The organism is Chitinophaga sp. W2I13 (assembly GCF_050434005.1).
In the GTDB taxonomy this organism is placed as follows: Bacteria; Bacteroidota; Bacteroidia; order Chitinophagales; family Chitinophagaceae; genus Chitinophaga.
Genome location: NZ_JBNPWD010000001.1, coordinates 6,003,320 through 6,025,733, shown reverse-complemented (window position 1 = coordinate 6,025,733; position 22,414 = coordinate 6,003,320). Strand labels below are relative to the sequence as shown.

The window sequence follows — 22,414 nt, the reverse complement described above, 5'->3', positions numbered from 1 at the left end:
ACCTATTCAAAAACGTTATTCTCTTTCAGCCATAATTTGCCTTCAATGGTGGCAATCAGACCAGACAAAGTATTATCCTGTAGTATTTTTGCTATATCCACATTAATATGCAACTCCCTGTTAATGGTGTTAATCAAATCAGTGGCACGCAAAGAATCGATTCCCATGGCTGTCAGCTCTGTATCAGCATCAGGTGAATCGTCGCGCATATGCTGAACTTTATGGGCGATCATAGCAGTGAGATATCTATAAATGATGTCATAGTCTCCCAGCTCAATCACCTGTGAAGGAGGGATCAGTTCCGGCATAGATACGTTTTCTGCCCTGTCTGACTTCAGCTCCCCGAGAGATTTGATAATATCGAATGCGCCCGTTGCATAGTATACACCGCACTTAACCCGCTGTAATTTGCCACTCGTTGTTCTGGGTATGCCATGCGGACGGACAAGGAGTACATCATGAGGGGCCATGCCTAACAAACCACCTGTAAGATCGCTGATCGCGCGGATAACGCTATCTGCATCCAGGGTATTCATTGCAGAGCGCTTCACTTCCACTGCCACAATTATTTTATCTGGTGAGCCTGGTAACGGGAATATAGCCACTCCGTTATTTTCAATGGATTCACTGCACTGGCTGATCATTAACTCCAGATCATACGGATAAATATTGCGTCCCCGTAAGATTAACATTTCATCTCTTCTGCCATGAATATAAAGTTCACCCTGGTACATAAATCCAAGGTCTCCGGTGCGGAGAAACACCTCATCCCCCTGGCAATGAAACAGCGTATCGCTATCTCTGTTCCAATATCCGCGGGTTATACTGTCGCCACCAATGCATACCTCTCCTTCCTCCAGCTCCCCGCATTCTATATATGCTTGTGTAGAAATAATTTTCACTTTTATACCACTGGCGATGCCCCCCGCGCTTACTATCGGCTGAGACGCAGCATCTTCTTCCTCACACAGGGATATTTTTCCGGAGGCCGGCACTTCTTTCCTGATAAAAATGGTGCGCGGTATATTATCTCCTTTGGCGCCGGAAACCATCAGTGTCGCCTCTGCCAATCCATAACAGGGATGAAAGGAGGCGGCATTGAATCCAGCACTTTTAAATTTCTCTGAAAAATGATTTATGGTGGTATAGCGGACAGGCTCCGCGCCATTGAATGCTATTTTCCAGCCCGCCAGGTTAAGGGATGGTATGATAGTACTATCAATTTTACTGACACACAGATCATAGGCGAAATTAGGGCCGCCGCTGTGTGTTGCTTTATATTTAGAGATATACTTCAGCCAGGTGTCGGGTGCTCTCAAAAAATGCAGTGGTGTTATTAACACGGCTGTACATCCTGCATAAATAGCGTGTAGTATATTCCCAACAAGTCCCATATCGTGATGAAATGGCAACCAGGAAAAAATGACAGCATCTTTATCGCAGCCAAATGTTTGTTTAATAGCGGCCTGATTACAGATCAGGTTTTTGTGGGAAACAATCACTCCTTTCGGATGGCCGGTGGAGCCGGAAGTGTATTGCAGGAATGCAATTTCATGCAGCGTAGGTGCATTTACTGCGGTGCTGCCATTATGTTCATCCGTTACGACAATCCGCAGATGTGCTGTATCCGGATGCTTATTTACGCAGTCCTGCAGCACTACTGCTGTTTTGGAAGTACACAGTATAGTCCGGGCGTCTGCATCCCGTATAACCGGCAATATTTTCTGCAACTGTGCGGCTCTTTGAAAATAATATACCGGCACGGGAACAATACCACTGTACTGGCATGCAAGGAAAGCCGTGATAAACTCCGGTATTTCCTGGTATACCAACAATACTCTTTCTCCATATAGTTGCAGCATATTGAGGCTGGCCGACAGTGTTTCCACTTGTTTCAGCAATTGAGCGAATGTAATTTCACATTCTACGCCTTCATTATTGTTTGGGAAAATATAAACAGGCTGCATAGGAGACGAAGCAGACTGCTGTATCAAGGCATGGATGATACTTTTGTAATCGTGGATAACGCTCATTATTGTACGATGCCATTTCGGGTAAACAGATTTCCGTTATCGTGTGTTATCCGTTATAAACGGTCATTGGTAACGCAGGAGTAGCACGAAGATTCTTCCCTCGACAGTACTGCTTCTTCGGGCAGTGTTACTATGAGACTTCGTTGCAGTAGTTGCACCCGAATCAATAGTTGTTGCTTATTCTTATATGTCACTACTTCACCGTCAACCCCGGTTAGCGCACCATGGCTGATTACCAGGCGATGTCCCGGTTGAAAATAATCTCTCGAGACTTCTACATCCTCGACTTTGTCGGCAATAAGGCGAATATTATTAATCACGGAGTCATTCACTCTCACCGCGTGTTTTCCGCATTTTACATATGAAAGTACGCCTTCCGTATCCATACCACCATAATAGCTTTTTATATCTTCCAGGCGGACAAAAATGTAGGAAGGAAATAGGGGTTCATCAACATACTTACAACGATCATGTAATTTTTTAAAGGTCTTTCTCATAGGCAGCAGGCATTCTATTTGTTTATCTGCTAACCGGCTCCAAACTTTTTTCTCATGGCGTGACCTGGTATAAATAAGATACCAACCAATCTGGAATATGCTCATAACGATTCAATTTAACATAGACTAGGTTTCCTTAATTATGCAAACAACGTTCGTACCTATTGCACGAAATATATAGACTAACAAATTTTAAAGATAGTTTTGATAGATAGTTAACATAGCTACCGCAACTGCAAGTAACAAACTTACTCTACGTTGGCCCGGGGAGGCATAAGTTGAAACTGATTTTCGTTACTCAGTTTCTTGGAAGTACAATTTAATAACTGAATGGGTGACAATCCGTAGAAATTTCCGCCGTTTTAATTTCGGTTTTTACGAAAAGGTTGTTGTTTATTCAGACTTAGCTTTTCCTGCATGGATACGGTTGAGTATGAGTGACGTGGATCGGTTCGGCAGCAATGGAATCAATACTATTTCTCCTCCAACATTTTCTACCACAGTGGCTTCCGGCATTTGATCTTTCGTATAGTCATCACCTTTAGTCACTATATGTGGGTTAACTGCCAATATCACCGGGATAGGTGTATCGTCTGTTTCGTTACCAAAGGCTATAATATGGTCTACCGCGCCCAGACCGGCTAATACTTCTATTCTGTCGGCCAGATTATTGATGGGTCTGGTGGATCCCTTTAACCGTCGGATGCTTTCATCGGTATTAATCCCCACAATTAATACATCGCCAAGCTCCCGGGACCTGTTGAGATAACTTACATGGCCGTTATGCAGAATATCAAAACAACCATTGGTGAATACGATTTTTTTCCCCTGGCCTTTGTACATTTCGCTGATATACTCCAGCTGTTGCAGATCCTGCACATACTTTTCATTGATGGCCAGATAGGCTCTCAATTCCTGGAAGTTGCAATTGGCAGTTGTTTTCTTACTGATAGCCACTGCAGCAGCTGCTGCAGACAATTCCGCCGCGGTAGTAACATCGGCGCCCGATAAAGATGCCAGTGTGAAAGCACTGATATATACATCTCCGGCACCGGCTACCTGTGGCGATGATACCGGATGCGCATAACAGCGGTATGCCGGTTGTGGTCCTTCAAATATAACTGCGCCTTCCTCATCCAACGTAATTGCGGTGATGGTAGCGCCCGTTTTGCGAAATAATTCAGGCCCCAACTCACTCACCTGTTGTATTCTTCCCACATTTTTCCGCTGCTGCCCCAGCAGCTCCATCGCCTCTTTATAGTTAGGCTTTATCAGGGCTGGACGTAGATTGGTGAAGCAATCCAGGCGACAGGAATCTACCGCTATGAAATTTTCGTCTCCCGAACAGGCAGTTTCAAGATAGCTGATAATGGCTGGTGTAATAAGGCCCTTATTGTAATCCGCAATAACAATGGCGGTATGGTATTTCAGGTGCTCCTCCAATGCGGCGATAAACGCCACCTCCAGTTCAGTGGAGATAGCGCTTTCTGTTCCTTTATCGTAACGGAGTAATAACCGATCCTGCGCCATTATCCTGGTTTTTACAATGGTACTTCTGCTATCGTGTTGCAGTACTACACAATTAACCCCTGCAGCCTTAAGCATCGAGATCGCTTTGTTACCTTTATTATCCTGACCGGCAATACTGCAAAACGTTACCTCTGCACCCAGTAATCTCAGGTTCATGGCAGTGTTGGCAGCTCCTCCCAGCGCAGTGATACCCGACAGTATATCTACTACAGGAACCGGTGCTTCCGGTGTAAGCCTGGTACTGGCCCCTTTCAGGTATACATCAAGAATGATGTCGCCAATTACCAGCACACTACATTGCTGGAAGCGGGCAATCAATGGTTGATACATATAAAAAAATTTATTTTCTACGGATATGTAGATATTAAGATGGTGTTATTCTCCCCGGGAATCTGCAAAACTGCAGGCAGATCGCAGTCATCATGTGGCGGCCACCCTGTGATCCCCTTTGAACTGATCAGACTGACCATAGCGGTTGGACGTATGGTCCGGGTACAGCTATCGCTACTGTAAGGAACAAACTTTAGTTCCTATTCGTAAAAATAACATCTCTGATAAAACCCAGGATGTTATCACTACGAAAAAATTAATACGGTTTTTGCGAAAAAACCATATATTTATTCCTGTATCGCAAGCTTCAAAATAACAATTATTTTACCTGGCTGCCACTGCAGATCTGGCAACTGTATTAATTATGGAAGCTATTTGAAGGAGTGCGTAGCAGCGCACGAACTGAAAAAATTACAGTGTTGGTCAGGTTATCCTCAAAGAACCCGTTAACGAAAAAAAAATCAATTGCGAATATGACAACTGATACCCGATTCCATTTAATGAGCCCTGTTGGAGCTATAGAATTTTCAGAACGCAAGCATCTATGTATTCGCTTTCATTCACAATCCTTGTCAACAATATATTTGTGGCATATCTGCCATTTTTAACTATGCTGAAGTAATTTTCTCAAAAAAAATTTGTAAATTTCTCTCTATTATTTTGTTGCCCGTGGGATCGCTGAAAATTGCCTGAGCAGGAGAAAAAAATGTAAGTAGAGAATTACAACCGATAGTAAATTGCATAAAAGTCGTCCTGATTGGCAATGCTTTGCCTCAATCACAAGACCGCTATGTTAGCTTACTTTAAATTCAAATAGTCCGAATAATTCATTTGCCAATTGAGATTTCCATTGTCCTTTAACTTTTCATGCTATGTACCCGAAACCGATAACCCTGGCGCTCCTGGACAAGCAACTACTATTTACTGAAATCCTAAAGAGTTTTCTGCTTGAACATAGGGAAATAAATAAAATAATCCATTCTACGGAGGTCCACGAACTCTTGCTTAAGCTCAGGCATACTACGGTGGACATATTAATTTTCGATCCACGTATGCAGGATGTGCACCCGAACAGCATCATGCGACTGGTACAGAAAGAACATCCCGATATAAAAATATTGATGCTATCTGAGAATGTACGAAACTTTGCGGCAGATCAACAGGTCGAACATAACATCTACGGATATATTTCAAAGTCTGATTCGGTACACGAACTACTTGACGCCATTTTGACCATTTCCAGCGAAAGAATTTACCGTAACGGGCATTTTACCGAAATGCTCTATTATCGGCAGCAGCATAATAAAAACCTGATCTCCCTCAATGAAAGGGAAATTAAACTCCTTATATTATTATGGGAAGAAAAAAGTAATAAAGAAATTGCAGATCAGCTTTTCGTAGGAATCAGATCTGTGGAGAAGCTCAGGCAGAACATAAAAGAAAAAATCGGTGTAACCTCTACGGTAGGACTGCTTAAGTATGCCATAAAACAGGGTCTGTTATCACTCTAGCACAAAAACCAATTCCGGACTGGACAAAATATTATAATGAAAGCAGATAAACCGCAATTATTCCTACTGCATTTCGCCGGAGGAAACATATATTCCTTCCGCGCTATGATACCTCTACTGACTGCATTTGATGTCGTCCCGCTGGAACTTCCGGGGAGAGGAAAAAGAAGCTCCTCTCCCCTGCTATACGATTTCAAATCAGCAGTAACAGATATATATGAACAGATTTGCGCCGGGCGGAATAGTGCCCGCTTTGTTATATTCGGACACAGTTTGGGCGCCTACCTGGCACTCGCAGTTACGCAGCTGCTGGAAAAACATCTTCAACCACCTGCATTTCTTTTTACCAGTGGTAATGCCGGACCAGGCATTCGAAATAACACGGATTGGCACCTGTTGGATGACCGTGATTTTATCGAAAAGCTGACTGCACTTGGTGGTATACCACCAGAGTTCCTGGAAGATGAAGACCTGATGAACTACTACCTACCGATACTCAGGGCAGATTTTGAATTAGCAGAGAAAAGTACATTTGATCCATTCGTTACCCATGTTCCTATTTATGCCATGATGGGAAGCCAGGAAGAAAATACCGGTAACATCGGCAACTGGCAGAGATTTACCCATGCTTCTTTCCGCTACAGCCTCTTTGAAGGCGGACATTTCTTCATCCACACTCATCCGGAAAAAATTGCAGCTATTATCAATACATATTGCAACAGCATCACTTCTGCTGTTAAATAACCTTATCTTAGAACTGCGAATTGAATGCAAATAAGCAGTAATTATATATAGCAGTATAAATAATTACTGAAAAAACTAAAACCGGATATTCTAATGATGAACAAGCAGACTTTATACACTATTCTAATACAGGCTATCATGTTGTGTACCGTATGTCAACAGGCATTTTCTCAAACAGATGACAGTATCCCGGCAACCAACCAGTCCCAGGTAAGTATTTTCTCCCGCACACTACAGGAAAACAGAGTGCTGTGGATATATACACCCGAAGGCTACAATACCTCTTCTGAATCATACCCAGTGTTATATCTGCTGGATGGAGACGTTCATTTCAAGTATAGCGTGGCGCTGGCAGAATACCTTACTAACCGCGAACGGATGCCCAAAATGATTATAGTGGGCATCATTAATACTGATCGCCGGAGAGATTTCACACCCGTGCACTCACTTATCTTCAATGATAAAATAGATAGCAGCCTGGCCACCACCGGCGGAGGAGCTAAATTTCTCACATTCATTAAAGATGAACTGCTGCCTTATATGCAAAAGCATTATAGGGTACAACCATTCCGTATACTGGCTGGCGCCTCTCTGGGAGGTCTTTTTACCGTGTATAGCAAAATCACTGCTCCTGCACTGTTCCAGTCCAATATTGTTATGAGTCCGGCCTTTTATGGCGGCAATAACAAAGTGCTATCTGAGGTAACACCGTTTCTGAAAAAGAACCAGGCGATAAAAGGAAGAATATTCCTTTCGATCGGCGATGAAAAAACAGAGAAAGTGGACTCGTTAATCCTCCAGCTGAAAAACCATGCCGGACCGGATTTGAAATGGGACTTTAAAGCCTACAAAGAAGAAGATCACTTTTCAATGCCACTGAGAGCGATGTACGACGGACTACGGTTCATTTATGCTAACTGGTATGTAAATATTGACGACACGACCAATATGTCGGACTATCAGTCTATTGCTAACCACTTCAAAAAATTATCCACGGAATTCGGCTATGACATTATGCCAGGCGAAGATTTTGTAAATTCCTGCGGATACAAACAACTGGAGTTGAATAACATAGACAATGCGATCGATATTTTCAGTCACAATGTCAAAAATTATCCGCGATCAGCCAACGCATATGATAGTATGGGAGAAGCATATACTATTAAAGGCAATAAACAATTAGCCATTGAATGCTATCGGAAGTCCCTGGCCCTGAACCCTGGCAATAAAAAAGGAATGGAGATACTTAAAACCCTCGAAAACAGTAAAAAATAAATACCCGGCAGGTATCTTCTCAACTTAAATTTTCAGGACACATAATTGAGATAAGACTGGTAATACCTGAAAAGATAATTTGAAGGAACGCCCAGGTATAGCCCTGTTGCAACAACACTGTTATAAAACACATTCTGAGATGGCGCTCCCTTGAGTCCTGAAGCCAGACCGGAGAGTACACTACGTCGTGTATGCCAATCAATATTGAAAGATATTGAATAACTAAGGCCTCTTACCTGGTGCAGCGTACCAGAAGGCATAAATAAAATATCTCCGGGTTCTACAATTACCTCTCCTCTTTCTGCCTCTCTGAGTAGCGGATATTTTTCAAAATCCGGATTCTCCAGATCTACATTGGCCCAACGCCAACTGTTGAGATAACATTTTTCCCGGTCCTTGGCTGCTACCAAATAAAACTTCTTGCTTCCCTGTATCTGAAAGAACAAGTTATGCGTACATAAAGTATCAAAGTGAAGCGGGGTAAGGCTGTTTGTGCCTCCCATAAAAAACTGCACAAACTTCCACCAGTTGTTTCCATACCAGGAAGGCAGCAGGAAAGAAGGGAAAGGCGACACATCTTCCTTAAGTTGTGGCAGTAGCAGGAAAATGGGCACATCATGTAAATAAGGTGGATTCGACACCTGCTGTTTTTCGGCCAATTGTTTTTCATATCCTTCCAGCAATGCGGTATAATTTGCCAATGACATCATCACCTTATTTCCTTTAGAAACATCACCGGTTTTAATAGGCAGCTGCAGTGAGTCGCCAAATTTTTTAAAATATTCGTAATTCCATATTTCCAGGGCGGGCCATTTTTTCAGGGCATGCTTTATTAATACCGGTTTACCAGGAATTACAAAGTCACTGTAAAAGGTACTTCTGCTAATATTATTAACTGTTTCTATCATAACAATAAGCGTAAAATGAAAATAAATTGAATTTCCCGGGGAAGCAGGCATACGGCTACCGGTCACCGGCATCCGAAGCGGGTAACTGTAGCTCATGGCGGATGAGAGAGAGATCACGTCATTAATATCAATAGCTACCGCTACCAGTCGTAACAGGCTATTGTTATAAGCACTAATAAATTGAAAATATTTACTTAAATAATGCCGGGGTAGACTAAACTCGTTCTTTAAGCGACTGCGCGTTAGATTAACACAATTGAAACAACCCAGCCTAATAAAGATAAGAGAATAAATTTAAAAATCAAGTGGAGCAAAATAAAATTATGCGCTCCTCATTTTATGTTACCATTCAGCAGTTCCATGGACCTTTACACCCCACTATAATGGTCCGCGAAAACAGGTCCGGTATTTAAGATAAGCTGCGCTTTGCAAATATTTCGGCATCTCTCTTTCTGACTTCTATAAAAGAGTAGAAGAGCTTTAAATCTCCAGTATTATATTGCTCAAATTACGCCTATGGGCAAAACAAGGTGCTTTATGCCGGATGATTTTTCCGAAAAAACCGAATAGCGATATTACGCTGAAAAAATCATCCGGCATAAAGCACCAGCCCGCGGCGGCGGTTTACTTCATTGTTCCGTAATTATCCAGAGTCTTATCTTCCTGCTGAAATACCTTCCAGATTTCATCCTTCAAAAAGAAAACACGGGATCTCACTTTATACCGCTTCAGCTTGCCTACCCTTATCCAATCATATACTGTTTGCCGGGTTACCTGAAATAGTTCACATACTTCGGCAATCTTATAGACTGGCTTATAAAGTAGTCCAGATGTCTCGTAAACATGCTTAGGGGAATCTGATTTTTCTTTGACTGCCAATTCTTCTCGGATTATTAATCTAACACGTTGCCAAAATTGGTCCGGATCAAAGGGGAATAACATCGGAGCCATTACATTTTCATTGCGCACATTTTCACTCATACACCTGCTTTTTAAATTATTGGGGCTATTTATCCGGTCGAAGTTAATAAAAAGCATTTCAAAAAAATGACCCCATCAAATTTTAATGAGGTCAAACAGCGCCCCGACTTCGGAGGGGAAGCGATAAAAAAATCAGGTTGTGATACAACCTGTAATCTTGCAGATTTTTGCGAAGCTGAAAATCTCAAAATAAGTGGCTGTAGTATAATCTGATATTTTACGTGTTTCAGGAACTGAAAGCTAATAGAATAAAGGCTTTCGCACACCTCACTTATGAGCAATGACAAAAAACTATCAATTTACCACCATTGCAGAGATCACAAAGAGAAAGTAATTTTTTGTTATGAAAGTGAAATGAAAATGGCGCTTGATTCCTCTTGCGCCATTTTTGAGAAGTACAATATAGAAGCATACTATAATAATTGAATAAGTATTTACAATTACGTTTACCTTAACAAGTTTATTACTTTAAGGGTGTCGGTAGTACTTTTTAATTATTCAATTGTATTTTCTGCTTTAATTATCTAGAGAAGTAGAACAAGGTTAAAAATAAAAGTAAATCCCTGTTTCTCGCTTTAAGGCTTCTTCAAAAAGAGATTTAATATGATTCACACTATCTATAGCACTTGCCGTGAAAATATCACTAGCTAATACTTTTCCCAATTTCTCTTTGTCTTCTATACCCTCGTCTTCATAATCATCAATATTTACATCTGCTATTTTATTTATAAGCTCAAAAAAACCTGTATCCCATAATACTTTAAACTCAGCATCACTTAATACCACCTCCATTAATTGTTCCGGGGTTGCATTATCATAATCTAAAGCGATTTTTGCTTTATCATCTATCGGGACAACTATTGTTTTATTTTTCATTATTTATCTGTATTATTAAAGTGAGTAACTTGATTATATTCTGACTGACTTCTACCACTCGTTCTTTAGTGCAAAAGACATAGGTAATTATGGATATAATCGAACGGCCATTAAAAGAATATTCCACAGGGCAAATAAATCAGGGCCTTTATATGTATAGAATGAAAAAACTTGTTCATTCTTATTTTTGACTGCCAGCTTATACCACTCAGCTTTCACTAGCTGCTTTACTTTTTGCGAATCTTCACTAACCTCAACTTGCTCTTTGATATTACAAGTTATATGGCTAATCTCTTTAAGAGGCAATGAATAAAAGTCATAATTGTTAAATCCTATCAATTCTTGCGTACAGAGCAACGACCATTCCTTATTAGGTCGCGTAAAAAACAATACCGGTATTCCGGCCGATTCAGTATTAATATGCACTGAAAGATATTCCTTTATCTCAGACGAAAGATCACTATAAAAGAAAGAATACTCTAAAGGCAGCGAGTACTTTCTAGCTTTCCAGATCAACCTATTCTGGATATAATCATCACTTTTGTTTAACATCGTCATAATAAGATAAAATTATCTAATATTTATTTACCAGCCATAACTAAGACGCACAAATAAGCCGGTGAAAAGAAAAAAAGACCTCCCACAAAACACAAGTGCTTTATGAACAGATGTTTTTTCCGATGCGGCCCAATAGAGAACCACCGTTGCAAAAAACATCTATTCATAAGGCACCCGCCCGCGGCAGCGACACCAAGTTAAACGGTCCGCTGCAATCCTATTCCCGGAACAGCCAACCGATCCCGCAAAGCCCGCATATTATTACTCACCTTCTGCTGCGTGATCTTCGCATAAATCTGCGTTGTACGGATACATTTATGCCCTAACATCTGGCTCACTGTTTCAATAGGTACATCATTCTCAAGCGTCACCGTAGTGGCAAAGGTATGCCGCGCAGTATGCGTTGTTAAATGCTTTTTAATGCCACATACGATGGCTATTTCTTGTAGATAGGCATTATACCGCTGGTTACTATTAACCGGTAATAAACGGCCGTATGCCTTACAATACAGGCTTTCTTTATACCGGTCTATTATCTCCAATGCAATCGGTAAAAGCGGTACACGTTCCGCTGTGTGGGTTTTCATCCTGTCTTTCATGATCCATCTTTCGCCGTCAATGCCAATGACGAGATTATCAGGTGTAAGGTGCAGTACATCTGTGTAGGCATAGCCGGTAAAGCAGCAGAACAGATAAATATCTCTCACCTCTGCTAATCGTGGAATCAGCTCTTTATTATACAAGGACATAATTTCGTCCATTGTAAGCCGTTCCCGTTGCGGTTCTTCGTAGCTGCACTTAAACCCGCTCAATGGACTAACGACCAACCAACCTTGATCTACGGCCAATTTGAGCATCTGTTTTAAAATCTTCAAATACTTCATGGCGGTGTTAGCACCTATACCCTGCACGATCGTGAGGAAATGTTCAAAATCCGGGGCAAAAGAAAAACGAATTTCAGAAAGCGGCTTATCTGATACGTGAAAATGCGCTTTAAGGAAAGTGACTACCTTCTCTTTCGTAATCTCAAAGCGTTTCAGCGTGCGCCCGGACTTCATTCCTGCTTTCACCTTCTCTGCAAACCGGCGGTTATGGAAGTCTATTGCTTCGCATAATGTCCGCGAATGTTCCGTAATTCCAGCAAAGGAATTTTTAACAGTGTTAGCTGTTACTAATTCACCAGATGTAACTAAATGGCTGTAATGTTTGTGTAGATTGGCTTTTAGCGTCACTAACTGCCGGTTAATTGCCTGCGCTTCTTCTGAATTTCCTTTTACGGATTGGGTGGCTGCATTCCATGCTGCCGGGGTTAAATACTGATACGTGGAAAGTTCTGCACGTTTGCCGCCTACGCTAAGACGCAGGTAAATAGCGGGCTTGTTGTTTTTAGAGCGGCTTTTATTAAGCCAGAAAAGAACGGAAAAACTGATCATACAACACTTGTTTTAAGTTAACCAAAATTGTTTCAACTTCACTTATCCTGACATCACTTAACATTGGTCAAACGCAACACAATTCAGCATTTAAGGCCAGTGACGGTTAGCACAATTTAATAATTCTATTGCTAACCGCAACGCTCACTTTCCTATCCTTATTTATCTTTTCACATCTTTACCCCTAAAAACAAAAAAACCTTGTAGAATCAGCTTCTACAAGGTTTGAATTACGTAAGAGTACTTTGTTTTACTCCTGATGGTGATCCCCTTGGGACTCGAACCCAAGACCCATACATTAAAAGTGTATTGCTCTACCAACTGAGCTAGGGAATCTTCTTTTTTGTTTAACGGAGTGCAAAGATAGGAATTTCTAAATTACTTCCAAACTCATTTTGAATAATTTATCCACATCAATTGAAATGAATATATAAAACGCCCTTTCTACGCAACGCAGAAAGGGCGCAATGCAAATCACCTAGAAGAAATTGACGAAGGATTAAACTTCGCATCCAACATCTTCATAAAATACCCTCCTACTACACTCCTCGCCTGAAATCCCACCATCTTCCCATCAGTTGTTTCATGCCAGTCGCTCAGTGGTACCCGTGTAGTCGTGCCCGTTACATAGGTGTATAAAGGCGCTACCAGGGCGTCAAAGTCGGAAGAGTTATCAGTGAGTACAGCTGTCCACATAATCCAGTCGGATTTGGTGTAGGTCTTACGGCTGTCCAGTGGAAGCCCGAAATGCTGTTGTTTAGTCAGGTAAAAGTTTGTTTCTTTTTTGTATACCGCCGCAGGGAACAGGTTAAAGTTGAGCACTTTGTCCCATACCATGTTGTACTTCTGGCTCCAGGTGTTTTTGCTTTCGAAAGCAAGACTGAAATGATCGCCATCATCAGCGAGCTTCACCCAGTTGGCGGCCATTTCTTTGGCGGCGTTTTCGTATTTAGTGGCTACGTCGGTAAGCCCTTGCTGTTTAGCCAGCATGGCGTAGGAACGGATACCGGCAATCGCTTTCAGGGAAAGATTGGTATTGCGGGCAAGGTGGCCTGCAAAGTCGTCAGTACATAACTGGTTAGCGGGGTCAAAGCCTTCTTTCAGCAGGTATTCCGCCCAGGTGGTGAGCGTTTTCCAGTGTTTCTTGGCGTAGTCCGCATTGCCTTCTGCGCGGGCAATGGCGCCTGCCAGCACCAGCATATTACCGGATTCTTCTACTGGCATGCCTTCGCCGTAGGCTTGTCCGTTGGCGAGTGGATAGGTGCCCAGGTCGTGTGCAGCGTAAGGTTGTGTGTACTTGCCGCTTTCAGAGAAATAGAAGATGCCGTTCATCATGCCTTTCAGCAGGTCCGGGTTGTAGAGCAGGAACAGTGGGGCCGATGGATAGGTAACATCTACCGTATTGATACAGCCGTTGCTGAAGTTTTCTTTGGAAAGAAACAGGATATCTCCCTGCGGACTCTTAGCCAGTTTGTGCGCGGAAATCGCTTGTCTGTAGGCCAGTTCGCAGAGTTTGGCGTAGGTTTCACCACCGGCGCTTACGGCATCTTTATACAGCTGCGCATTGAATTTCGCGCATTTTTCGAGGATGGAAGCGTAACCAGTGTAAGCGGCATTCAGTTGTTTATCGATGGTTTGGGTGGCATCATTTTTCCACCATGCTTTCAGGTTGGTATTGAAATACTGCAAAGCGTAAAGATCATCGTAGCCGAGCAGGAACACCTGCTCTTTCGGCGTGGCGTTTACCGTGCCCAGGTCCACAGCGGTGCTAAGCACCAGTTGCTTATCCTGTTTGGTGCCGGCAGTGGTGCCGTTGGCAAATGCCGCCATGGCGTCACCTGCATTGCTGATATATTGCACCGGGCGTGTGGCGGTGGGTGTGGCTATATACATATAACCCCAATCTATCCGCAGGTCGTCGCCTTTCTTTTTCAGCACCGGTTGTTCTTTGGTGCCGGCTTTCAGTATGGAGAGCTGGCCGTTGGTATATTTAGCAGTAGTTACGGCCTGTGCGGGCACGTTTACGCTGATGTTGGTAGAGGCGCCAAAGTATACCTGCACTTTGTGGGCAGCGTTGTCGTTGGACGTTACTTTATAAGAGATGTAAGAAACGGGCCTCGACAGCAGCATCAGGTCGTCCATGAGCAAGGGCGAGGTAAAGGTGAGGGTTACATCTGCTTTGCCGCAGGTGAACTGGTAGCTGGTTTGGGTGGCGTTGATGTTCACCGCTGTCTGAACTCCTTTCTCTATGCCTTTGTTGCCCGGAGGAGGTACCAAACGCGCAATGCCGGCATCCAGGAAGGCGCCGCCGGCGGTGTTCAGGATGTGTACGGCCAGTACGTTGCCTTTGGGTTTTAACTTGCTTTTTACGGCATCCGGTATTGGCCTGTAGATGTACTGATTCAGCCAGCCTTTATGCCCGTAAATTTCCTCCCCGTTGAGGTATACGGTAATATTATCATCATGAGAGATTTTCAGGAATAACTCCGCGGCGCTCAGGTCGCCCGCGTCAAAGGTTCTCCTGGTCCACAACTCCTTGCTTTCCCAGCGTGTACCGCCGGAGGCCACGTTATCGCCAAATGGCGCTTTTCCTGATTTCCAGGCTTTGTCGTCAAAGGAGGACGCCTTCCAGTCGTCCGCAGGGGCGGATTCAGTATACTTCACCTGGTAAGGCGCTTCATCGCTGGTAGCGGCTATGGCCTGGTAGCTCTGTTCGTTCTGTCCCAGCACCCGGTAGGTAACGCCGTCTACCTTTACCAGCCCGGTGAGCGATTGAGCCGCGCCGGTCCAGTGTTTGGTGGTGCTGCCATTCAATTCGTCGGTAGCCGACCAGATACTGAAATAAGGATCATGCGTGATCAAAGGATAAGACGGAGCCTTTTGTTGTGCCACAGCGCCGCCGCCGATGCCCAGCAGGGCCAAAAATGCGAGTGTTTTCACCATAACGTGATTTGATAAATCGATTAAGCGTATAAAGTACAGTTAATAAAAGTATTACATTTTCCGGGGGATTCATAACCGTTCATAAAAAAACGTCCCCGTTACTGGTATATCGTCCATCAACGTGGTTAGTACTAGCTGTCGAAAAAATATCTCCGGAGAAAAAAAAGAAAAGGGAAAACACAAAAAAAACGCAAACCCTACTCCCGCCTTGGAGGCCCTGAGAAGCCTTGTCAGTACGTTTTCGGATCTGCGCGTATCTTAAATTAATTAAATGCGGTGCCTATAAGGAGCGCAAAAATACACTTTTACATTAAATTCTTCGCTAAATCTTAGGGAATAACGCAAACCATTCCGGCCGCGAACGGATCAATGTGGCAATGCCCCATATCAGCACCGCCATGCCCAGCGCACCCCACGCCTTCTTATCCTTCCAGCTCCAACCCAGCACTACCGGCAGCTCCCAGTACTTGATCAGCAAATACACCAGCAACCCGCCCATGCCTGTCCAGGTAAGTAACAGCATGCCCAGTTGCGATCCTGTTACCACTACCCCGAAAAGAAAGCCCAGTGTAACCACCTGCAGCCAGATATAATTTTTACCACCGCTGTGGATCACGTCTGCGATGGAAATAAACAACAAGGCGCCTGTGAGGAAAATCGTCAGCATCAGCAAGGCCTCTTTCAGCACCACCGGCAGCAGTAACAACACGCCCCATACCACCAGGGAAATGAGCACGTAAGTGGCTGCACGCTGATCTTTGGGCCGTAACCGCTCGTAGGTAAAAGGGAACAGCAAACGGCTCAACGCCTTTTCCATGCTCCGCAATGGCGGCAACGTAAATATCCCTATCATCGCCGGCACAATCACCTCATACGGATACCACACATCCGCGCATACCTGCATTACCCACAATATCGCGGCCGAAGTAAGGATCGCCGGCACAGATACATATAAAAAAGCCTGCATCGGCGTGTTATAATGATCAAAACTCTGCAGGATGATATGCGTATACTGCTTTGCAAAATAACGGCGTGTAAGGATGGCCGTTAGTTGCGTCCAAAACAACACCAACGCTACGTGGATCACAATGGTACGGATGATCAGCTCCGGGATCAGCGGCCCCCAGTAAATGCCCGCCAGCGCTACTATCAGCAGCTCCCAACTAAGCATCTGCGGCGAAAATAACCGCCGGTAAAAGGGATACAGATGCCGCACCAGCCATTGCCAGGCGCCCGGCAGGTACCGGCCAATCAACTGCACGGCCGCAAAAGCCCCTACCAGCGCCGCCAGCCCCAGCAACAGCCTCGAAGCGGTAAACACGCCCCTGAGCGCCTGCAAACGGGAAGGCTTCTTAATGGTGTAGGTCAGTTCAGTATTCGTTAGCAACTCTGTTGCCAGCAACTTACCCTGTTCAGGCGAAATAGCCCCCAACGCCGGCTGATGCACGCGCCAGAAACTGTCTGCCTCCGCAGGACTCGCCCAGGTATTCAAGGTGCCATATTGATACAATAACGTTCTTTGCTCAGAACTAAGAGAGGCCAGGATCTTCGCCAACGCAGCATCTGTTGCAAATGCCGCCTGACTGAAGGTTAACAGGAACAGGAATATTTTTATGATACGCATAGATGGTATCAAAAATAACAAAAAAATTTACTTCCCAAAAAAGAAGAAGCGGATAGCTGAACAGCCACCCGCTTCCATTTATCTTAAAAACATTTTTTATAACCCCGCTCCCAGCCAGCTGTCTGGTACCGGTTGCAGCTTACTGCCGTTCACGCTGTATTCCAGCTTCAGCGTGTACCCGCCTCCCCCTTCTACAAACGTTACTTTAATAGGATGCCATCCTTTCTCCAGCGCTACCTGCCCGCTTTTCTGCAACGGCGCATGCCAGCCATCGTTGTTCACCACTTCCTGGTCATCGATGTATAATATGGCGCCATCATCTGCCGTCAGGTAAAAACTGTAGATGCCGGTAGCCGGTACATTGATATAACCATACACCCGCGCACCAAACGGACCGCCGCCTTTACCCATTCCTTCCGGAATAATGGCATTGCTCACACGCATGGAGCTGTCGGCCTGCTCTTTGATCTTTGCAGCGCTTTTGTAGGCGCCTTCAACATAATCCAGCTTCAAACCCGGCCGCGCATCTTTTACCACAGTAGCTTTGCGGTAGGCTTCTTTGCGGTAACGAAGCGTATAAATATCGCCCCGGTTGCCCGCGGGACTGAAAGCCGCCAGCCTGATCGTTTGCGGCTCCCGGATCACATAATTGTCCGGTAACACGGCCGCCTGCTCACCGGGAATCGTGCCATCCGTTGTATAGCGGATAGTCATGTCCGTTAGTGGCTTCTTTACACGCAGCGTTACTTCATCTACAAACACGTTATCTTCTGTAAAACCGTCCAGGTCAGGTAAACGGTAATGCACACCCAGCACATCCAGGCGTTTGTATTGTTCGTTGAGGCGTTGCAGATAGTGGTCGTACTCGTTCCGGTTCGTCCACAATACTTCCGCCAGCGCAGTCATACGCGGCATAAACATATAGTCGGCGCGTTTCTCCGAAGGAATGTATTCCGTCCACATATTCGCCTGCGCACCCATGATGTGCGTAGCCTCATCAGCCGTTAAACCTTTTGGCACCGGCTGAAAATGATATACATTATAAATGGAATTACGATCCGGAACCGCGTCGAAATACAGCGGGTTGCCCGGTGTCATGATCACGGAGTTGCCATGCCGCGCTGCTTTTACAGGGGCATCCGGCACCCAGGAGCGCCAGTACATCAGCACCGCCGTAGGACTGATACCTCCTTCCAGAATTTCATCCCAGCCAATCAGTACCTTGCCTTTTGAGTGGAAAAACTTTTCCATGCGCTTCACAAAATAACTCTGCAGCTCCTCTACCGTTTTCAGGCTGTTGGCTTTCATTACTTCAGCACACAACGGAGAAGCAGCCCAGCTGGTTTTCTCTACTTCATCGGCGCCAAGGTGAATATATTTTGAAGGAAACAACGCGGCGATTTCTGTAAATACATCTTCTGCAAAAGCAAAAGTAGATTCGTTACACGGGCAAATAGGCGTGGAAAAATTCTTGCCCCAGCCTATTTCACCACTACAGGCAAGAAAAGGATATGCCCTGATAGCGGCCATCATATGACCCGGCATATCAATTTCAGGAATAATTTCCACCTGCCTGTCGGCCGCATAGCGGATTATATCCTTCATCTGCTCCTGCGTATAAAAGCCGCCATACAGCGTTTTACCATCTTTATGAATAATATGCTGCGTATCAATAACCATGTCCGGATTGGTAGCGGCCATCTTCATACAAACAGAATCCTGGTTATTAAATTCCCTCCAGGCGCCCTGTGAAGTAAGCAACGGGTACTTTTTTATTTCTATGCGCCAGCCCTGATCATCGGTCAGGTGCAGGTGCAGCTTATTCATTTTATATAATGCCAGCAGGTTGATGTATTTTTTAAGATAATCAACAGAGAAGAAATGACGCGATACATCCAGGTGCATCCCACGCCAGCCGTAGGCCGGGTGATCTTTCACCAGCATATCCGGGATGGCGATGCTTTTTAACGCCGCCGCATGTGCTCCTTCAATGGAAGCAGGCATCAGCTGTCTTAATGTTTGGATGGCACGGAAAAATCCTGCCGGTGTGCGGGCGGTGATCAGCAACTGCTGCTCACTCACGTCCATCGTATAATCTTCCTCGCCGGCAAGCGCAGGATTCTGCTGCATCACAATGGCGCCCTTCACGGGCTTCTTTGTTACCCGCAAGGATGCTCCCAATGCCTGCGCAAATAAAGATTGCAGCTGCGCCGCTTCGGTAGAAAATTGCGCCCGGTTGGCCGGCAACACCAGTTTGGTAGCAGGTGTAATTACAAATGAGCCGGTCCTGGCCTCCAGTTGCTGCGGATAAGGAATTAAGGGATAGCGCTCAGATTGCGCAAAAGTAGCCTGCATCAGTAAACACAAAGCCCCTGCAAGCAAAAAAATCTTCTTCATAAAAAATCTCATTAAAGCATGATGTCCAAAGGGCAAACCTAATAAGAAACAAGGCCCCAAACTAATGGGATCTTCACTTATCATGCAGCTATATTCATCTCTGACAGATGTTAATCTTTATAATCTGTGATCTTCAGCAGTTCAAAAAACTCGGCTTCCCGCAGTTCCCTTACTTCGCCGGGTTGCATGTCTCCCAGCAACAGGTTTTCGATAGACACGCGGATCAGCCGCTGGCAGCGGTGATGCACCGCTCCCACCATTTTACGCACCTGATGAAATTTCCCTTCGGTTAACGTGATCAGCAGCCAGGTATGCGGTACTTTAATAGGCAACTCCCGCGGGTGATCAAACAGTCCCTCCGGGCGCGTTACTATTTCCACGCGGCACGGCGTGGTAATGTACTCCTCGCCTTCCCCCACGCAAATAGGCACCCCTTCTTTCAAACGTTGCAGGGTGGCCTCGTTCATCTCCCCTTTTACTTTTACGAGATACGTTCTTTCATGCGGTACCTTCCCCTGGAACAACAACCGCGTCACCTTTTTATTGGTGGTCAATATCAGCAGCCCTTCGGAATGATTGTCCAGCCGCCCAATGGCATGGGTTCCCTCCGGGAAATCAAACGGCAGCTCCCCCAGCAACCTCACATCGTGAGAGCTGACAAACTGCGACACCATATCAAAAAGGCTTGTTAATAATGAAGTATCTGTGCATAAGAGGCTGCAAAGTAAGTTATATCAGCAGGATATCGATCCGGTGCGCCTGTACCAGCTGCTGCTGGTTCGACCAGGAGAATATCGTAAAGTATCCATCCTGCGAGGCTACCAGCGCCTGTGAATCGTGCTGGTCGTGCACAAACTGCGCAGCGGACAAATGCCGCGTTCCCCCGATGGCAGACGGATGTATCAGCGTAGGCACGCCGCCTTCTATCGGCTCGGCCAGCAATACTTTATCAACGGGCCAGGCATCTTTGGCGCGGGTAATCTTAGCGCCAAAAGCCAGTAACTCCTGCTGGTCGTTTACAATAGTGGCGCCGTCTACAGCGGTAAGCCCGGTGATATTCTCCACTTCGCGGCGAAGTGCATTCTGCCAGAAAATTTCGGTCACGCTTTTCCCGTCATAGCGCAGCAAATCGGCCACCCCTGAAAAGGCAGGGCTGATGGGATATTGAAGCGGGTGAATGATAGATTCGCGCCAGGCGTCGCTGTTGGAAGGCGTTACCAGCAAAATACCACCCCGCTTGTGCGCACGCATCGACACGGCAATTTGTATCAATACATTCACGCTGTTGTTCCATAAACAGGAAGGCGTTAAGCCCAGCAGGGATTTCAGAATCGGCGGACTGTCGGGCAGCAACCCGCTGTCTTCGTTCACCACCTTCACCTGGTCGCCACGAAGCATGGCCACATTGGTAAACTTGCCCAATCCGGCGGCACGGCGGTGTTTTACTACCAGCAATCCCGGTTCCGATACATCCAATACAAAACAGAGGTTGGGTAATTTTATAGTAGTGCCCCATACGTGCAACTCATCGCCCACCGGCCATACGCCAATATGAATGCCGGGGCGTTCCACGCCCGGCGCCAGTTTGGTGAGCAGCTGCGGCGTGAGCAGCAGGGGTTTCTCAAAAAGCAGGGGCTTGCCGGCCTGTGAAGGCGGCAAAAACGCCAGGGAAATCCGGATGGCGTTCCCTTCTTCCTTGCGCAAGCTGGCCCAAAAGGCCACGTCAATGATCTTTTCCACCTGCCAGGCTGCCGGCACAGTGGCGAGATCATCTTCTCCATTCTCCTTCGCAGCGCAAAGATGTTTCTTAAAATGTGCTTCTATCGTTCCGGCCACCTTCGCAGCGGCCTGGTATGTTGCGTCGTTTGCTATTTCCATAAATCCTGGTCACATTTAATCGTCCTTATATAATATTAAACCGCTAATTTAAATCATTTCGGAATAGCAGGCGCCATGTGAACTTTTCCTCATGTCCAACGGCACCGCTGGGCTATCCCGGAACCTTTGGCGACGGTAAGGGCCGGGAGCGGCGGCATGTAACTTTTTAAATCTTTTAGTAAACGCAGTGGACAAAGTTCCGCTGCGTTTATTAAAAGCTAAAATAATATTAATCGCGGCGAATTTACGGCTAACAAGCTATCTGGAAATCAAGTAATTTGGGGTTACTTGTAACCACGTATGGAAATAAATACTTACAATGAGAGGGAACTTTTGTTGAGCCTCGCTCAGGGCAACGATCATGCCTTTGCGGGTGTATTCCATCACTACCGTCACCGCATATACGCAATTGCCTTCCGCCTGCTCAATTCTACGTCACAAGCTGAGGATATTGTACAGGATGTTTTTCTGAAGATGTGGCTCAAGCGGTATGAACTCCATGAAATCAGTCACTTCAAAGCATATCTCTTTACCACTACCCGCAATCATATTTTCACGTCCATGAAGCTGCTGGCCCGTGAACAGCTCATGGAATCCGAGCTGTCGGCCGCCATCGTACCGGATGTAAGAGACGTTCATGTCATCCATAAAGAATATGAACAGATCCTGCAACATGCCATCGCCCAGCTTCCACCCCAACAGGAACTGATCTATAAACTCAGCAAGGAAGAAGGCCTGAAAAGAAATGAAATCGCCGACCGCCTCCAGCTAAGCCCCGAAACCATTAAAGTACACCTGGCCAATGCCATGCGCTCTATCCGCGCATTTTGCCTCACCCGCATGGACCTCAACACCTTCCTTCTCCTGGTTTGGATTTACAGTTAAATATTTTTTTT

17 protein-coding genes and 1 tRNA gene are annotated in these 22,414 nt (G+C 45.2%); 4 read left to right on the top strand and 14 right to left on the bottom strand.

Annotated features, from left to right (window positions below):
- Positions 1 to 2: 2 nt before the first annotated feature.
- The 3 genes from QFZ48_RS24805 to QFZ48_RS24795 form a co-directional block, all read right to left on the bottom strand.
- Complete coding sequence (locus QFZ48_RS24805) at positions 3 to 2,033, bottom strand: AMP-binding protein (RefSeq protein ID WP_429064194.1); 2,031 nt, start codon at positions 2,031 to 2,033, stop codon at positions 3 to 5.
- 53 nt (positions 2,034 to 2,086) lie between these two features.
- Entirely contained in the window at positions 2,087 to 2,635 is a 549-nt protein-coding gene (locus QFZ48_RS24800; protein ID WP_429048603.1) for a UpxY family transcription antiterminator, read from the bottom strand.
- A 288-nt stretch (positions 2,636 to 2,923) separates the two neighbouring features.
- Positions 2,924 to 4,390, bottom strand: coding sequence for a PfkB family carbohydrate kinase (locus QFZ48_RS24795; RefSeq protein WP_429048605.1), 1,467 nt, complete (start codon positions 4,388 to 4,390; stop codon positions 2,924 to 2,926).
- A gap of 872 nt (positions 4,391 to 5,262) precedes the next feature.
- Here QFZ48_RS24795 and QFZ48_RS24790 point away from each other — a divergent pair.
- From QFZ48_RS24790 to QFZ48_RS24780, 3 genes are all read left to right on the top strand, one after another.
- Entirely contained in the window at positions 5,263 to 5,901 is a 639-nt protein-coding gene (locus QFZ48_RS24790) for a response regulator (protein ID WP_429048607.1), read from the top strand.
- 36 nt (positions 5,902 to 5,937) lie between these two features.
- Complete coding sequence (locus QFZ48_RS24785) at positions 5,938 to 6,645, top strand: thioesterase II family protein (protein WP_429064192.1); 708 nt, start codon at positions 5,938 to 5,940, stop codon at positions 6,643 to 6,645.
- A 93-nt stretch (positions 6,646 to 6,738) separates the two neighbouring features.
- Positions 6,739 to 7,920: an alpha/beta hydrolase-fold protein gene (locus QFZ48_RS24780; RefSeq protein WP_429048611.1), complete on the top strand. Its 1,182-nt coding sequence runs from the start codon at positions 6,739 to 6,741 to the stop codon at positions 7,918 to 7,920.
- A gap of 32 nt (positions 7,921 to 7,952) precedes the next feature.
- Here the strand turns inward: QFZ48_RS24780 and QFZ48_RS24775 are convergent, their stop codons facing one another.
- From QFZ48_RS24775 to QFZ48_RS24725, 11 genes are all read right to left on the bottom strand, one after another.
- Entirely contained in the window at positions 7,953 to 8,828 is an 876-nt protein-coding gene (locus tag QFZ48_RS24775) for a cupin-like domain-containing protein (RefSeq protein ID WP_429048613.1), read from the bottom strand.
- A gap of 624 nt (positions 8,829 to 9,452) precedes the next feature.
- A complete protein-coding gene (locus QFZ48_RS24770) occupies positions 9,453 to 9,809 on the bottom strand; it encodes a helix-turn-helix domain-containing protein (RefSeq protein ID WP_429064191.1) in 357 nt (118 codons plus the stop codon).
- A 543-nt stretch (positions 9,810 to 10,352) separates the two neighbouring features.
- Positions 10,353 to 10,685 (bottom strand): hypothetical protein, encoded by a 333-nt coding sequence (locus QFZ48_RS24765; RefSeq protein ID WP_429064189.1) that lies wholly within the window; start codon positions 10,683 to 10,685, stop codon positions 10,353 to 10,355.
- 87 nt (positions 10,686 to 10,772) lie between these two features.
- On the bottom strand, positions 10,773 to 11,243 hold the full coding sequence (locus tag QFZ48_RS24760; protein ID WP_429064187.1) for a hypothetical protein: 471 nt from the start codon (positions 11,241 to 11,243) through the stop codon (positions 10,773 to 10,775).
- Positions 11,244 to 11,440: 197 nt separating this feature from the next.
- Positions 11,441 to 12,676 (bottom strand): site-specific integrase, encoded by a 1,236-nt coding sequence (locus QFZ48_RS24755; RefSeq protein WP_429064184.1) that lies wholly within the window; start codon positions 12,674 to 12,676, stop codon positions 11,441 to 11,443.
- Positions 12,677 to 12,936: 260 nt separating this feature from the next.
- Positions 12,937 to 13,012: transfer RNA gene (locus QFZ48_RS24750), tRNA-Lys, on the bottom strand.
- Positions 13,013 to 13,150: 138 nt separating this feature from the next.
- On the bottom strand, positions 13,151 to 15,619 hold the full coding sequence (locus tag QFZ48_RS24745) for a glutaminase domain-containing protein (protein ID WP_429064183.1): 2,469 nt from the start codon (positions 15,617 to 15,619) through the stop codon (positions 13,151 to 13,153).
- Between the two features lie 322 nt (positions 15,620 to 15,941).
- Complete coding sequence (locus tag QFZ48_RS24740) at positions 15,942 to 17,243, bottom strand: hypothetical protein (protein WP_429064181.1); 1,302 nt, start codon at positions 17,241 to 17,243, stop codon at positions 15,942 to 15,944.
- Between the two features lie 96 nt (positions 17,244 to 17,339).
- Positions 17,340 to 19,640 (bottom strand): family 20 glycosylhydrolase, encoded by a 2,301-nt coding sequence (locus QFZ48_RS24735; protein ID WP_429048628.1) that lies wholly within the window; start codon positions 19,638 to 19,640, stop codon positions 17,340 to 17,342.
- Positions 19,641 to 19,750: 110 nt separating this feature from the next.
- Entirely contained in the window at positions 19,751 to 20,314 is a 564-nt protein-coding gene (locus tag QFZ48_RS24730; RefSeq protein ID WP_429064179.1) for a pseudouridine synthase, read from the bottom strand.
- A 55-nt stretch (positions 20,315 to 20,369) separates the two neighbouring features.
- Complete coding sequence (locus tag QFZ48_RS24725) at positions 20,370 to 21,518, bottom strand: putative sensor domain DACNV-containing protein (RefSeq protein WP_370910550.1); 1,149 nt, start codon at positions 21,516 to 21,518, stop codon at positions 20,370 to 20,372.
- Positions 21,519 to 21,818: 300 nt separating this feature from the next.
- On the opposite strand from QFZ48_RS24725, the gene QFZ48_RS24720 reads away from it, so the two are divergent.
- Positions 21,819 to 22,403, top strand: coding sequence for an RNA polymerase sigma factor (locus QFZ48_RS24720; protein ID WP_429064177.1), 585 nt, complete (start codon positions 21,819 to 21,821; stop codon positions 22,401 to 22,403).
- Positions 22,404 to 22,414 lie beyond the last annotated feature (11 nt).

Excerpts from the sequence above, each read along its gene's own strand:
- QFZ48_RS24805 (WP_429064194.1), bottom strand. The coding sequence starts at position 2,033 with ATGAGCGTTATCCACGATTACAAAAGTATCATCCATGCCTTGATACAG.
- QFZ48_RS24800 (WP_429048603.1), bottom strand. The coding sequence starts at position 2,635 with ATGAGCATATTCCAGATTGGTTGGTATCTTATTTATACCAGGTCACGC.
- QFZ48_RS24795 (WP_429048605.1), bottom strand. The coding sequence starts at position 4,390 with ATGTATCAACCATTGATTGCCCGCTTCCAGCAATGTAGTGTGCTGGTA.
- QFZ48_RS24790 (WP_429048607.1), top strand. The coding sequence starts at position 5,263 with ATGTACCCGAAACCGATAACCCTGGCGCTCCTGGACAAGCAACTACTA.
- QFZ48_RS24785 (WP_429064192.1), top strand. The coding sequence starts at position 5,938 with ATGAAAGCAGATAAACCGCAATTATTCCTACTGCATTTCGCCGGAGGA.
- QFZ48_RS24780 (WP_429048611.1), top strand. The coding sequence starts at position 6,739 with ATGATGAACAAGCAGACTTTATACACTATTCTAATACAGGCTATCATG.
- QFZ48_RS24775 (WP_429048613.1), bottom strand. The coding sequence starts at position 8,828 with ATGATAGAAACAGTTAATAATATTAGCAGAAGTACCTTTTACAGTGAC.
- QFZ48_RS24770 (WP_429064191.1), bottom strand. The coding sequence starts at position 9,809 with ATGAGTGAAAATGTGCGCAATGAAAATGTAATGGCTCCGATGTTATTC.
- QFZ48_RS24765 (WP_429064189.1), bottom strand. The coding sequence starts at position 10,685 with ATGAAAAATAAAACAATAGTTGTCCCGATAGATGATAAAGCAAAAATC.
- QFZ48_RS24760 (WP_429064187.1), bottom strand. The coding sequence starts at position 11,243 with ATGACGATGTTAAACAAAAGTGATGATTATATCCAGAATAGGTTGATC.
- QFZ48_RS24755 (WP_429064184.1), bottom strand. The coding sequence starts at position 12,676 with ATGATCAGTTTTTCCGTTCTTTTCTGGCTTAATAAAAGCCGCTCTAAA.
- QFZ48_RS24745 (WP_429064183.1), bottom strand. The coding sequence starts at position 15,619 with ATGGTGAAAACACTCGCATTTTTGGCCCTGCTGGGCATCGGCGGCGGC.
- QFZ48_RS24740 (WP_429064181.1), bottom strand. The coding sequence starts at position 17,243 with ATGCGTATCATAAAAATATTCCTGTTCCTGTTAACCTTCAGTCAGGCG.
- QFZ48_RS24735 (WP_429048628.1), bottom strand. The coding sequence starts at position 19,640 with ATGAAGAAGATTTTTTTGCTTGCAGGGGCTTTGTGTTTACTGATGCAG.
- QFZ48_RS24730 (WP_429064179.1), bottom strand. The coding sequence starts at position 20,314 with ATGGTGTCGCAGTTTGTCAGCTCTCACGATGTGAGGTTGCTGGGGGAG.
- QFZ48_RS24725 (WP_370910550.1), bottom strand. The coding sequence starts at position 21,518 with ATGGAAATAGCAAACGACGCAACATACCAGGCCGCTGCGAAGGTGGCC.
- QFZ48_RS24720 (WP_429064177.1), top strand. The coding sequence starts at position 21,819 with ATGGAAATAAATACTTACAATGAGAGGGAACTTTTGTTGAGCCTCGCT.